11 protein-coding genes and 1 tRNA gene are annotated in these 12,853 nt (G+C 65.6%); 3 read left to right on the top strand and 9 right to left on the bottom strand.

What is annotated here, in order from left to right:
• Nucleotides 1-101 precede the first annotated feature (101 nt).
• The 4 genes from ACGVWT_RS12830 to ACGVWT_RS12815 form a co-directional block, all read right to left on the bottom strand.
• Nucleotides 102-178: transfer RNA gene (locus tag ACGVWT_RS12830), tRNA-Met, on the bottom strand.
• A 44-nt stretch (nucleotides 179-222) separates the two neighbouring features.
• Complete coding sequence (locus tag ACGVWT_RS12825; RefSeq protein WP_315462766.1) at nucleotides 223-732, bottom strand: 2'-5' RNA ligase family protein; 510 nt, start codon at nucleotides 730-732, stop codon at nucleotides 223-225.
• Nucleotides 729-2,651, bottom strand: coding sequence for a potassium transporter Kup (locus ACGVWT_RS12820; RefSeq protein WP_116460730.1), 1,923 nt, complete (start codon nucleotides 2,649-2,651; stop codon nucleotides 729-731). Before ACGVWT_RS12820 ends, ACGVWT_RS12825 begins: the two co-directional genes overlap by 4 nt.
• Before the next feature lie 199 nt (nucleotides 2,652-2,850).
• Nucleotides 2,851-3,294 (bottom strand): Lrp/AsnC family transcriptional regulator, encoded by a 444-nt coding sequence (locus ACGVWT_RS12815; RefSeq protein WP_017978174.1) that lies wholly within the window; start codon nucleotides 3,292-3,294, stop codon nucleotides 2,851-2,853.
• A gap of 123 nt (nucleotides 3,295-3,417) precedes the next feature.
• Here ACGVWT_RS12815 and ald point away from each other — a divergent pair, with 123 nt between their 5' ends.
• On the top strand, nucleotides 3,418-4,524 hold the full coding sequence (gene ald, locus ACGVWT_RS12810) for an alanine dehydrogenase (RefSeq protein WP_315462765.1): 1,107 nt from the start codon (nucleotides 3,418-3,420) through the stop codon (nucleotides 4,522-4,524).
• A 38-nt stretch (nucleotides 4,525-4,562) separates the two neighbouring features.
• Nucleotides 4,563-4,781, top strand: coding sequence for a DUF3072 domain-containing protein (locus ACGVWT_RS12805; protein WP_116460728.1), 219 nt, complete (start codon nucleotides 4,563-4,565; stop codon nucleotides 4,779-4,781).
• Nucleotides 4,782-4,984: 203 nt separating this feature from the next.
• Here the strand turns inward: ACGVWT_RS12805 and ACGVWT_RS12800 are convergent, their stop codons facing one another.
• The gene (locus tag ACGVWT_RS12800; protein WP_315462764.1) at nucleotides 4,985-6,346 is read right to left on the bottom strand and encodes a carboxylesterase family protein; all 1,362 of its coding nucleotides are present in this window, start codon (nucleotides 6,344-6,346) and stop codon (nucleotides 4,985-4,987) included.
• A gap of 208 nt (nucleotides 6,347-6,554) precedes the next feature.
• On the opposite strand from ACGVWT_RS12800, the gene ACGVWT_RS12795 reads away from it, so the two are divergent.
• Nucleotides 6,555-6,767 (top strand): hypothetical protein, encoded by a 213-nt coding sequence (locus ACGVWT_RS12795; RefSeq protein WP_315462763.1) that lies wholly within the window; start codon nucleotides 6,555-6,557, stop codon nucleotides 6,765-6,767.
• On the opposite strand, the gene ACGVWT_RS12790 is transcribed toward ACGVWT_RS12795, so the two are convergent.
• The 4 genes from ACGVWT_RS12790 to ACGVWT_RS12775 form a co-directional block, all read right to left on the bottom strand.
• Nucleotides 6,764-7,153, bottom strand: a complete 390-nt coding sequence (locus ACGVWT_RS12790) for a response regulator (protein ID WP_315462762.1) — start codon at nucleotides 7,151-7,153, stop codon at nucleotides 6,764-6,766. The two genes, ACGVWT_RS12795 and ACGVWT_RS12790, sit on opposite strands and share 4 nt — an antisense overlap.
• A 58-nt stretch (nucleotides 7,154-7,211) precedes the next feature.
• Entirely contained in the window at nucleotides 7,212-9,611 is a 2,400-nt protein-coding gene (locus tag ACGVWT_RS12785) for an ATP-binding protein (protein ID WP_315462761.1), read from the bottom strand.
• Nucleotides 9,612-9,648: 37 nt separating this feature from the next.
• Entirely contained in the window at nucleotides 9,649-10,878 is a 1,230-nt protein-coding gene (locus ACGVWT_RS12780) for an EAL domain-containing protein (RefSeq protein ID WP_315462760.1), read from the bottom strand.
• A gap of 474 nt (nucleotides 10,879-11,352) precedes the next feature.
• Nucleotides 11,353-12,837 carry an NAD(P)/FAD-dependent oxidoreductase gene (locus ACGVWT_RS12775; RefSeq protein ID WP_315462759.1) on the bottom strand — a complete coding sequence of 495 codons (1,485 nt, stop codon included), beginning with the start codon at nucleotides 12,835-12,837 and terminating at the stop codon, nucleotides 11,353-11,355.
• Nucleotides 12,838-12,853 lie beyond the last annotated feature (16 nt).

Below are 12,853 nucleotides of genomic sequence, written 5' to 3'. Positions count from 1 at the left end.
GCATCGACGCGACCCGAACCGACCAGCGCCTGCTATCGCACGGCAATGGTGAACAAAGCGTTCCGTCTGTCGATCGCCTCACACGCGCGGCGCTACCGATGTGGTAGCGGAGGAGGGACTTGAACCCCCGACCCCAGGATTATGATTCCCGTGCTCTAACCAGCTGAGCTACTCCGCCCCGCCGTGTGGAGGGGCGCCTATAGGAGCGGGATGCGGCCCCCGTCAAGCGAACATGTGACGGGAAATTGCTTCCCAGGGACCGCCACGATACCACCATGCCGCCAGCCCCGCGATTTCGACGTCGCGAGGTACAAAATTGCGCGACAAAGCGGTCAGCAGCAGCTTGGCGATATTGGGCTGGACCTTGTTCTGAATGGTAACGTGCGGGCGCCAACCACCGGCATCCTGCGGGGTCAGCAGGCCCGCGAAGGCGTCGGCCAGATCGCGCCGGATCGCGACCAGATCGGGCGATTCGATCCGATAGGCGACGCCGCGCCCCAGCGACATCAGCCCGCCCACGCGCGCCTGCGGCGGCCGCACGCCGCGGGTAAGGCCGTTCAGGCGATGCTTGACCTCGCCCTCCGCCGAGGGCGGCAGGTGATGGAATAGCGTTAGATGTGCGGCCAGCACGTTGCGTTCGGGCGGGAAGTGCGCCGCCCGCTGCGCATCGAACCAGCCCTGGTCGCGCCGCCCGAACAGGGCCGTCACGATGATGGGGGCCGGCTCGCTCAAATCTCCACCTGGCTGCCCAGCTCGACCACGCGATTCGTCGGCAGGCGGAAGAATTCCATCGCGCTTTCGGCGTTGCGCAGCATCCAGGCGAACAGCTTTTCGCGCCACAGCATCATGCCCGGCCGTTCGGACGCGAGCAGCGTCTGGCGCGACAGGAAGAAGCTGGTGTCCATCATCTTGAAATCGGTGCCGCAGCCATGAACGCGTTTGAGCGCCGCCGGCACGTCCACCTCCTCCATGAAGCCGTAGCGCAGGACGAGCCGGTAGAAGCCCTCGCCCATCTCCTCGCGCTTGGCGCGGTCGGTTTCCGGCCAATAGGGCTGCTGGACGATCTTGACCGTCAGCAGGATGATCCGCTCGTGCAGCACCTTGTTGTGCTTCAGATTGTGGAGCAGCGCATGCGGCACGCCATCGGCGCTGGACGTCATGAACACCGCCGTCCCCGACACGCGGCTCGCCGAATTGATCGCGGAGGTGATGAACACCTTGGTCGGCATCGCCGCCTCGCGCAGCCGCTCCATCATCAGCGTCCGCCCCTTCGACCAGGTCGTCAGGAAGGTGAAGACGATCAGGCCGATCATCAGCGGGAACCAGCCGCCATCGGGCACCTTGGTCAGGTTCGCGGCGAAATAGGCGCCATCGACCAGGAAGAACAGGCCAAGCAGCGGCGCCGCGGCATAGAGCGGCCAGTTCCACAACCGGGTCAACGCCACGCCGAGCAGGCACGTATCGATGAACATCGCCCCCGTCACCGCGATGCCATAGGCCGAGGTAAGGTTGGACGAGGTGCGGAAGAACAGCACGAGCAGGATGACCATCGTCATCAACAGCCAGTTGATGAGCGGGATGTAGATCTGCCCCACCGTCGCCGCGCTGGTATGTTCGATGCGCAGCCGCGGCATGAAGCCCAACTGGATCGCCTGTTGCGTGACGGAGAAGGCGCCCGAAATCACCGCCTGGCTGGCGATGATCGCCGCCATCGTCGCCAGCAGCACCAGCGGCAGCTGCAGGCTGTCGGGCGCAAGCATGTAGAACGGACTGCGCAGCGCGGCCTCGCCCTCGCGGAACAGCAGCGCGCCCTGCCCAAGATAGTTGCACATCAGCGCGGGCAGTACGAACACCAGCCACGACAGGCCGATCGGCTTGCGCCCGAAATGCCCCATATCGGCGTACAGCGCCTCCGCCCCCGTCACCGCAAGCACGACCGAGCCGAGCGCCAGGAAGGCGCGAACCGGATCGGCAAGGAAGAAGTGGATCGCGTGGTGCGGCGAAAACGCCCACAGGACGTGGGGGGTCTGGACGACGCTGAGCAGCCCCAGCACCGCGATCACGCCGAAATAGACGAGCATGATCGGCCCGAAAATCAGACCGATACGCGCCGTGCCGCTGCGCTGGACCCAGAAGAGCGCGATCAGGATCGCCAGCACGATCGGCAGCACGAGCCCGGAAAAGGCCGGCGCCGCGATCGCCAACCCCTCGACCGCGCCGAGCACGGTCACCGCAGGCGTGATCATCGAATCGCCGTAGAACAGCGAGGTGGCGAAGACGCCGAGCAGCACGATGCCGGTCGACCATCGCTTGCTCTTCGTCCGGCCGGACACGAGGGCGAGCAGCGCCAGGCTTCCCCCTTCCCCGTTATTGTCGGCGCGCATGATGATGGCGACATATTTGATCGTCACCACGATCATCATCGACCAAAACATCAGGCTCAACACGCCCATGATGTGCAGCGGATCGAGCGCGAGCTTATGGTGTCCCGCGAAGGTTTCGCGGAAAGCGTACAGCGGGCTGGTGCCGATATCGCCGAAGACGATGCCGATCGCGCCGACTGCCAGCTTCAGCAGGCCATCGCTGTGATGAACGGGGGTTTCGTCCTCGGCGCGGGCGTCGGGAGGGGCTGCCGGTACGGGGCTGCTCACGAGCGGCTCGATCGGTCCGTCGGTACGCGACCGGCGTTGTTCGCAAGCTGTTGCATCGGTGTCGCCTTAGCATGGCCTGAACGGCGGGAGCAACGGCGGCGGAAGGCGATGAGCCGCGCTGAGCAAAGGACGGCGGGTGATGCGACCAGTGGTGCCGCCAAACTCTCCGCTGGCGTACCGCATTGGAAGCAAACGGGAGTTACGGCCTGCGGAACACCTCGCGGATCACGAAGTGCGACGCCAGCCGGGTGACGCCGGGCAATCGTGACAGCGTTTCGCGGTGAATGCGTTCGAACGTATCGTCGCGCCGCACCTCGACGTGGAGCATATAATCCGCCTCGCCGCTCATCAGGAAACAGTCGCGGATTTCCGGGACATCGACGATCTGGCGCTCGAACGCCGCCATCGTCTCCTCGCGCTGGTCGCGTAACGTGACGTTGACCATCACGACGCTGGGATTGCCGCGCGCGGCCTTGCTGAGCACAGCGCGAAAGCCGGCGATCAGCCCGCGGTCCTTGAGCGATCCGACGCGGCGATGCGCGGCGCTGGGCGACAGGCCCACCTTCTCCCCCAGTTCGGCGCTGGTAAGGTCCGAACTAACGAGCAATTGGCCTAAGATCTTCTGGTCGAGGGCGTCGAGCATGATCCTCGCTCTACGATACCTATTCACGCAAGGAAATCCCGCTGTGACTGTCCAGGGGCAATGACATTGCAAGCCTCTCCCGCCCTGCGCGTAGTAAGAGCGCCGTCGGAAGAGGAGATTCCCATGCGCATCGGTGTTCCCAAGGAAATCAAGAACCACGAATATCGCGTCGGCCTGACCCCGCCGTCGGTCGCCGAACTGGTAGCCGCCGGCCATGAGGTCGTCGTCGAGACCAAGGCCGGCTCCGGCATCGATTTCGAGGATCAGGACTATATCGACGCGGGCGCCACGATCCTGGCCGATCCCGCTGCGGTCTTCGCCGCCGCCGACATGATCGTGAAGGTGAAGGAACCGCAGGCGAGCGAGATCGCGCTGCTCGAACCGCGCCACCTGCTGTTCACCTACCTCCACCTCGCCGCCGACAAGGCGCAGGCCGAGGGGCTGGTGAAGTCGGGCGCGACCTGCATCGCCTATGAGACGGTGACGGCGGCACGCGGCGGCCTGCCGCTGCTGAAGCCGATGAGCGAGGTCGCGGGCCGCATGTCGGTGCAGGTCGGCGCGCATTATCTCGAGAAGGAACAGGGCGGCCGTGGCGTATTGCTCGGCGGCGTGCCGGGCGTGGCACCGGCGAAGGTCGCGATCCTGGGCGGCGGCGTCTCGGGCGTCAACGCCGCGCAGATGGCGGTCGGCATGCGCGCCGACGTGACGATCTATGACATTTCGAACGATCGCCTCGCTGAGCTGGACATGTTCTTCAGCTCGCAGATCAAGACGGCTTACGCATCGAAGGCGGCGATCGCGTCGGCGGTGAAGAACGCGCATCTCGTCATCGGCGCGGTGCTGGTGCCGGGCGCCGCGGCGCCGAAGCTCGTGACGCGCGACATGATCAAGACGATGAAGCGCGGCGCGGTGATGGTCGATATCGCCATCGATCAGGGCGGCTGCTTCGAAACCAGCCATGCCACCACCCACGAAAACCCGGTGTTCGAAGTCGATGGCGTGATCCATTATTGCGTCGCCAACATGCCGGGCGCGGTCGCGCGCACCAGCACCTTCGCGCTCAACAACGCGACGCTGCCGTTCGCGATCAAGCTTGCCAACATGGGCGCGGAAGCGGCGATGAAGGCGGACGCGCACCTCGCCAACGGCCTCAACGTCTATCACGGCAAGATCACGCACCATGCGGTGGCCGAGGCGTTGAACATGCCGTTCACCGGCTGGAACGGATAAGGAACAGGAATGTTGGGGTCTTCTGAAAGGAAGACCCCATGTCCATGACCGAAAATCCCAAGGATCATCCGACCGGCAACGCCGAAAAGGATCCCGACGACTGGACGACCGGCGACGAGGCGATGACCGGCGCGCAGGCGAGCTACCTCAAGACGCTAAGCGAGGAAGCCGGCGAAACGTTCGACGACACGCTGACCAAGGCGGAAGCGTCGAAGCGCATCGATGCGCTGCAAGAGGCAACTGGGCGCGGGAAGTAAGGCGGCGAAGCTTACCTTCGTTTGATGCGGGGCAGGTTCGGCGCCCCAGCAGGGCCAGCAATTTTAAGTGGCCCGTCATTGCAGGGTGGCGAAGCAATCTCTGGTCGGCGCAAGGCGCCTTGGATTGCTTCGCTACGGTTGCAATAACGTAACAACGACCAGCACCGCGCGCCCGTCGCGACGAGACCAAGCGCTTTGCCAGTTCACTCGCGCGCCAGCACCGCCCCGCCGCCCCGCGTCATCGTCAGCATCGCGGGGTCGGACGCCCCGAACCGCCGCCACGGCACGGCGCCCGCGCCATTGGGATCGCCCGTCTTGACGAAATTTACGAGATAGCGGCTCGCCACGGTCGCCGCTGCGCGATCGGTCTTCGTGGTGGCCGCGCCATATTTGACGTCGGCCGTATCGAAGAAGAACGGGATGTCCGTGGCATGCCCCGCCCCCGCGCCATCCGGCGTCGCCGCCGAGGTCGCGACATAATCGAAGCGATAATAATACACCGGCACGCCCTGCTTCGCGAGCAGCCCGGCGACGTCGCGTGCGCCCCCAAGCATGACGCCGCCCGGTCCGCCGATATCGTTGCTGGTCGCCCCCACCATCACCGGCACATGCGCGAACCGGCCGGCGCGATAGGCGTCGCGGCTGTCGACGAAGGTGCGGCCGTCGGGCACCGGACCGCTGTACGTGCGCCCCTCGCCCTGCTGCTGCCCCAGCGTGGCAAGGTTGAGGCCGTCGACCACCTGCTCGCCGGACAGAGCATGCAACGCCGCCGATGCGGCGGGGCCTGTACCGTCGATGCCCTTGGCGCGCGCGAAGGCGGTCGCCGCCGCCTCTGCGGTCGCCACGCTGGCGCCCTTGTACGATCCGTCGCCACCCGACTGAATCACCGCGGCGCGGAACAGCCCCTGCGCGGCGGGCGAAGTCAGCATGGCGTGGACCGACATGCCGCCCGCGCTTTCGCCGATGATCGTCACCGCATCGGGATCACCCCCGAACGCGGCGACGTTACGCTTTACCCAGCGCAGCGCGGCAAGCTGGTCGAGAAGCCCGAAATCTACGTCGCGCGGCGTGGTGACAAGCGAGGGATGCGCGAACGTGCCGAAACGCCCCAATCGATAATTAAAGCTTACCATCACGATGCCCTGCCGCGCCAGCGCCGCACCGCTGTACGTCGGCGGGGACGACCCGCCGTTGACGAACCCACCGCCATAGATCCACACCAGCACAGGCAGCTTCGCCCCCGCCGTCACACCCACTGGCCGCCATATATTGGCGTAGAGACAGTCTTCCGCCGGCGCCGTGCCGAGCGGCGCGGCATCGCTGGGGAACGGCAGTTGCATGCAATCCGCGGCGTAGCGCGTGGCATCGCGCGGCGCCGTCCAGGCTTTGGCCGGCTGCGGCGGCTGCCAGCGCAGCGTCCCCACCGGCGGCGCGGCGAAGGGGATGCCCTTGAACGCATCCACCCCCGCCTCGGTCGTGCCGCGGACCGGCCCGCTGGCGGTGCGCGCCTGCGGAACGGCTTGCGCAAGTGCCGCGGTGCTCGCACCGGCGATCGCCAGGGTCATGGCAAAACGAAGGGGAATCAAATTCATAGGGCGCTCCGGTCACATCGCGACGCGCCAAGCCTCGCATGGGATCATCGGACGGGCAACAGCGCGGGCGCTGATCGCGGGTGGTGCCATCCTTCGCGGACGTCAGCCAACGGTCTGTCGCAAATCATTCATATTGGTGGTTAATATCGGAACGGCTCCATTCCTGACCAGTTGGACGCGGATGAGCGCAACACCAGAGACGTTGTTCGCCCTTGTCGAGGCGGATCATCTTACCCGCATCCACCTGAAGCTCGGGTTGGAAGACGTCGGCTTCGCGGTGAAGGAGCAGGACGACACGATCGCCCTCGTCGGCACGCCCGACCCGACCGTGGCGAAGGAAAGCCCGATTCTGCCTACGCGTGCGCCAGCGTCCGGCGAGGACGAAACGGCTTAGCCAATCGTCGCGCCGCCCGGGTCCTGTGCCAGGATCCGCCCCATCGCCTCAAACAGCGCATCCATCGCCACCGGCTTGAACAGGACCTCGTTCGCGCCCGCCGCCAGGCAGCGTTCGCGCAGATCCAGCGCCGTGTCCGCTGTGATGACGATGATCGGCACATTGGCCTTGTCATCGGTGCGCGCGCGAATGTGCCCGATCGCGGTGATGCCATCCATCCCCGGCATGCGTAGATCGATCAGCAGCATATCGAACGTCTCGGCCTCGATCGCCGCCAGGCCCGCCTCGGCGTTCTCCGCTTCGACCATCCCGACGCCGGCGACGTCCAGCATGTCGCGGACGACGCGGCGATTCATCCGGTCGTCCTCGATGAACAATACGTTCATCGCACCATGATCCGGCGTCCGCGAGGGCAATGGGTCAACATGGCTGCGCGTCTACGCCTCATGCCGCCTGCGACACAAGCGTTGCGTCGCGGCTGGCGAATAGGACGGCGAGCAAATCGCTCGCCGCTATCGGTTTGAGAAGGTGCAGGACTTCGATTTCGGGATCGAAGGCCGCATGCGCCCCAGCGGCATCCGCCGGCCACAGCAGCAGCACTGTCGCTTCGCGGTCCGCCGCTGCGACCAGGCGCCGCACCTCGGCCTGTGGGTCGTCGCATGTGCGCAGCGCGGCGACGTCGACGACTATCCGGTCGACGGGGTCGGCAGCCAGCCGATCAAACGCCTCGTCCAGCGACGCGAGCGGTACGACGTCCTGTGCCCGCGTCGCGATCACCGTCTTCAGCATCGCCCGCGTGATCGGATGCGGATCGACGACCAGGGTCCCCGCCTCGGCTTGGTTCCTGGGCTGCTCCGGCCGGTCGGCATGACGGAGCGGCAGGTCGACCGTGAAACAGGCGCCCTGACCCGGCACGCTCGCCACCGTCACCTCGCCGCCCATCGCCCGCGCAAGGTTGCGGCAGATCGACAGACCCAGCCCGGTCCCGCCGAAACGCCGCGTGGTGCTGGTGTCCGCCTGGGTGAACGATTCGAAGATCGCCTGCTGCTGTTCGATGGCGATGCCGGTGCCTGTGTCGGCGACCACGATTCGGATGCGCTCGCTTTCACCCGCCGCCATGATCGCCTCGACGGTCAACGTCACGCTGCCGCTCGCGGTGAACTTCAACGCGTTGGACATCAGGTTGAACACGATCTGCCGCACGCGCAATGCATCGCCCACGATCCAATCGGGGCAGCGCGACAGGTCGGCGTGGAAGACGAGACCCTTGGCCGCCGCCTGATCCTGCCACAGGCGCAGGCAGTCCCGCAGCATCGCAGCAAGATCGAACGGCGCGTCTTCGATCGTCAGGCGACCGCTTTCGATCTTGGCGGCATCAAGGATGTCGTCGACCAATGCGCGCATCGTCACGCCGGCACCGTGGACGACGGTCAGCCGATCGCGCAAATCGCCCGCGACGCTGCCGTCCGCCAGCATTACCTGCGTCATGCCCAGGATGCCGTTCAACGGCGTGCGGATTTCATGGCTGGTCGTCGCGAGGAATTCGGACTTGGCGGCCAGAGCTTTTTTAAGGTCGGCGTTGACGGCACGTACCCGGTCGCGGCTGCGCCGCAGCGTGACGATGCCGATGCCGAGCATCAGCAGCACTGCCAAGACGCCAACGGCGAAGCCGACGAACACGGTCTGCTGCGTGCGTACCCGCGCCTTTTCGAAGGCGACGTTCCGCCGCGCTTCGTCGCGCTGCAGGTTGGCGATCCGCAGTTCCTGATTCGCGAAATCGAAGCGCGCCGCCATCAGCGCCGCATTGGTCGACCGGGCGAGCATGGTCGCCTCGTCGTCCAGCCGCTTCAGCGCCACCAAATGTTGTAGCGCGAGGTCGGGCGCACCGCTTGCGCGGTAGATCGTATACGCGGTCTGGTGCGCTTCGCGATCGATCAGCGTCGATTTGGCGAAATCCTGGCCGGCGAAACGCTCGCCGATCAGCCGCGCCGCCGTCGCGAGATCGTGGCGCTGATACGCCGCCTGCGCGGCCAGCCCGATCAAGACCGTGCGATAGGGCTGACCGGCACCGTCCCGACCCGACAGACGCAAACCTTCGTCGATCGCGCGCTGCGCGCCCGCGACATTGCCCATCGCCAGCCGCGTTTCGGCGATATTGCCGAGCACCAGCGACCGCAGCAGCGGGCTTCGCATCTGCGCGGTCAGCGCCAGTGCCTTGTCGAACTGCGCCTCCGCCTCGCGCAGCCGTTTCAGCTTTTTCAGCGCGCCGCCGCGGTTGTTGTACAGCGACAGCGCCAACATCGGATCACCGCGGTAGGTCGCTAGTGCCTGATCGAAATAGCGTAGCGCGCTCGCATGGTCGTTCGCGCCGCTGTACAGCGCCCCGATCGACTGCAACGCCTTGGATTGGCTGCGCACCTCGCCCTGCCGGCGGAAGATTGCATAGGCGTTCTGATAGTCGCTGAGCGCATCCGCGACATCGGCCTGCGCGGTGTTGATCCAGCCCCGCGCCAGCAAGGCGTCGCCGTGCAGCATCGCATTCGGCGCCAGTCGCGCCGACACGCGTACCGCATGTTCGATCAATGGGCGGGCGCCATCGACGTCGTTGAGCCGCAGCAGCGCCTCGCCCCGCAACCATTGTGCCGTCGCCTGCATCATCGCGCGTTGCGATGCGGTCGGGGCACCGGCGGCCATCCGTTCGGCCTCACGCGCACGATCAACCGTCCGATGCGGATCGGTGAGCATCGCCGCACGGGCGTCTGCGATCAACGCATCGAACCGGTCGCCGGTCTGGGCCGCCGCGACGGGCGTCGCCAGCGTCAAAGCAACGGCAGCGAGCATCATGCGGCCCGGCCGCGACGCAGGCCGGTGCGTGGCCATGTCAGCGCCGCTGGACCTGCAAGCCACCAAAGGCGGCAAGCGGCTGCGGTCGGACGAGGCGATGAAGCCCGTCATCCATATATTGGACCAGTGCGTCGAGCGGCACCGGACGGCTGAGCAGGAAGCCCTGCACCATATCGCACCCCATCACCGTCAGCAGCGCCAGCGCAGCATGCGTTTCGACGCCCTCCGCCACGACCTCCATTTCCAGCGCATGGGCCAGGTCGATGGTGGATCGCACGATCAGCGGATCGCGGTTGGAGCTGGTGAGCTGCGTCACGAACAATTTGTCGATCTTCAGCTCGCGGGCGGGCAATTGCTTTAGATAGGCCAGCGACGACAGGCCGGCGCCATAATCGTCGATCGAGATGACGATGCCGAAATCGGCAAAGATCTGAAGGTTGGCGATCGCGCTGGCAGGGTCGCGGATCACCGACGTTTCGGTGATCTCGAACCCCAGCCGGGCATCGCTGTCCCCCACCAGCACGCAGGCTTCGCGCACGAAGGCGTCGTCGGCCAGCAGCTGGCCCGAGATGTTGATGAACAACCGCAGGTCGTGGCCGCGCGATACGAGGTCGCGCTGATCGGCGATGGCGCGGCGGATCGTCCATAGCGTCATCGCGCCGATAAGATTGCACTGTTCCGCCGCTGCGATGAAATCGTTGGGCATCACCAGCCCGCGGGTCGGATGGCGCCAGCGAACCAACGCCTCGGCGCTGGTGATCTCCTGCCGCCGGACGTGCACCTTGGGCTGATAGTGGAGGATCAGCTCGTCGCAGGCGATCGCCCGTTTGAATTCGTCGCCCAGCGCGATCAGCTCCGCGGGCAAGGCGGATGGGGCGAGGTCACGCGACAGACGGGTGCGGGCCAGCGCCGCTTCGGCCGCTTCGACCAGCGCCACTTCGTCGACGTTCGACGCGGGCGCGGAGGCCGCACCGAAATCGAGCGAGAACAAGACGCTCGCATCGCCGATCAGGAACGGTTCGCGAAACCCGGCAGCAATGGCGGCGGTCCGCATATCGATCGCCGCGGGATCGTCGTCGAGGAACGTGCAGGCCAGTTGGTCGCGGCCAAGCACCGCGACCGTGGCATCGGGCAGCAACCGACTGATTCGGGCCGCCGCGATCGATGCGATCCCTTCCGCGCGCGCGCAGCCGACCCGGCGGCGCAGATCGGCGAAGTTGGCGATGGCGACCAGCAGGTGAAAGCGCTGCGGAACAGCCGTCGGCAAGGGCGAGCTATACGCTCCATCCTTCGGATTTTGCTCGTTTTTCGTGCGGGGCGCGCGCGTCATGACGGGTCCGGGCTACGCCAGATCGCTGAAGATAGCGTTAATCGTCCCCGTGCCCGCAACTCCCTGAATGCCAGATTGAGTAATCCTTAATGTACTGTTAAGGTTAATGGGCATCCTCGCGGTGCGACCACAAGGGAGATTAGCATGTTGGAACTGTTCTTCGCGATCGTCGCCGCTGCCATCACCGTCGACATCAAGCCCTGGTAATCACGACCGGTTCGGGACGGCGGCGGCTACGCCGCCAGCCATCCCGAACCGGATCCGTTGCGGCACGTGTAGCGCCGGCGTTTCTTTATCGGTTGTACTGAGCCCGATCGTGTCGGGTGACATCGCCGCTTCGGCGCATAGTCCGAAGCCAGCCGCCCGCCTTCATCCCATCAGCATGGCCCAACGCAGGTCAGCGCACCGCGCTCAGGCCGCGATGCTGTCGGTCCCCCTGCGCCCACGCGCCGGATTGCTGAACACCATATCGTCGTCCACCGACCCGAAGCGCAGCGCCAGGACGTCCAGCGCATAATTCTGGTTGAGCTTCCACGGCTTGCGCGAGCCCTGCTTGGGCAGGTCGCGCTCGGCGCGCTGGATATAGCCCGAGCTGAAGTCGACGAACGGTTCGGTCGTCATCGTCGTATCGTCGGTATGCGGCGTCGCCTGGCGCACCCCGCGCTTTGTCATCGTGTTGAGCAGGCGACAGACATAGGTCGCGACCAGATCCGCCTTCAGCGTCCACGAGGCATTGGTATAGCCGAACGTATAGGCGAGATTCGGCACGTCCGAGAACATCATGCCCTTGTATTGCAGCGCCTTGCTGAGATCGATCGGCATGCCATCCTGGCTGAAGCGTACCCCACTGAGCAATTGCAGCTCCAGCCCGGTCGCGGTGACGATGATGTCGGCGGGCAATTCCTTGCCCGATGACAGTCGGATACCCGTCGGCGTGAAACGATCGATCGTCCCCGTTTCCACCGATGCATCGCCGCGCTTGATCGCATCGAACAGGTCGGCATCCGGCACCAGGCACAGCCGTTGGTCCCACGGATTGTAGCGCGGCGTGAAATGGGTATCGACGTCATAGTCCGGACCCAGATGCTCGCGCACCATGCCGATCAACCGCTCCTTGAACTTTTGCGGCCGCTTCTTCGCAATCCGGTAAAAGACCATGCCGGTCAGCACGTTCTTCCAGCGTGTGGTGCCGTAAGCGAGCTTCGCCGGCAGCCGGTCGCGCAGCCAGTTGGCGAAGCGATCCTCCGCCGGACGCGACACGACATAAGTGGGTGACCGCTGCAGCATCGTGACGTGGCCGGCGCGCTTCGCCATTTCAGGCACCAGCGTCACCGCCGTCGCGCCGCTGCCGATCACGACGACGCGCTTGCCGTCGTAACTCAGGTCTTCGGGCCAGAGCTGTGGGTGGACGATCCGACCGCCGAAGCTGTCCGCGCCTTCGAAATGCGGCGTGTAGCCGTTGGCATATTTGTAATAGCCCGAACACATGCACAGGAAATTGCAGGTGAAGGTCAGCGGCTCGCCGTCCGGGCCGGTCGCCTCCACCGTCCAGCGCGCGTCGGCGGTCGACCAGGCGGCGGCGGTCACGTGATGCCGAAAGCGGATGTGGCGATCGATGCCATAGGTCTGCGCCGTTTCCTCGACATAGGCACGGATTGAGGGACCGTCGGCGATCGACTTCGCCGCGCGCCACGGGTGGAAGGCGAAGCCCAACGTGTGCATGTCGCTGTCGGATCGGATACCGGGATACCGAAACAAGTCCCACGTACCCCCCAGCGCAGCCCGCCCCTCCAAGATCACATAGCTGCGATCGGGGCAGCGTTTTTGCAGGTGATACGCCTGCCCTACCCCGGAAATTCCCGCACCCACGACGACGACGTCAAAATGCTCGGCCACCGCTCTCTCCGCATAC

Source organism: Sphingomonas sp. S6 (assembly GCF_043498045.1).
Classification (GTDB): domain Bacteria; phylum Pseudomonadota; class Alphaproteobacteria; order Sphingomonadales; family Sphingomonadaceae; genus Sphingomonas.
The sequence above is the reverse complement of the archived record's forward strand: the minus strand, read 5'-3'. Positions and strand labels throughout refer to the sequence as shown.

Bases quoted from the DNA above. Each gene is read 5' to 3' on its own strand.
- ACGVWT_RS12815 (WP_017978174.1), bottom strand. From the start codon at position 3,294: ATGCTCGACGCCCTCGACCAGAAGATCTTAGGCCAATTGCTCGTTAGT.
- ACGVWT_RS12790 (WP_315462762.1), bottom strand. From the start codon at position 7,153: ATGAACGTATTGTTCATCGAGGACGACCGGATGAATCGCCGCGTCGTC.
- ACGVWT_RS12795 (WP_315462763.1), top strand. From the start codon at position 6,555: ATGAGCGCAACACCAGAGACGTTGTTCGCCCTTGTCGAGGCGGATCAT.
- ACGVWT_RS12785 (WP_315462761.1), bottom strand. From the start codon at position 9,611: ATGATGCTCGCTGCCGTTGCTTTGACGCTGGCGACGCCCGTCGCGGCG.
- ald (WP_315462765.1), top strand. From the start codon at position 3,418: ATGCGCATCGGTGTTCCCAAGGAAATCAAGAACCACGAATATCGCGTC.
- ACGVWT_RS12800 (WP_315462764.1), bottom strand. From the start codon at position 6,346: ATGACCCTGGCGATCGCCGGTGCGAGCACCGCGGCACTTGCGCAAGCC.
- ACGVWT_RS12805 (WP_116460728.1), top strand. From the start codon at position 4,563: ATGTCCATGACCGAAAATCCCAAGGATCATCCGACCGGCAACGCCGAA.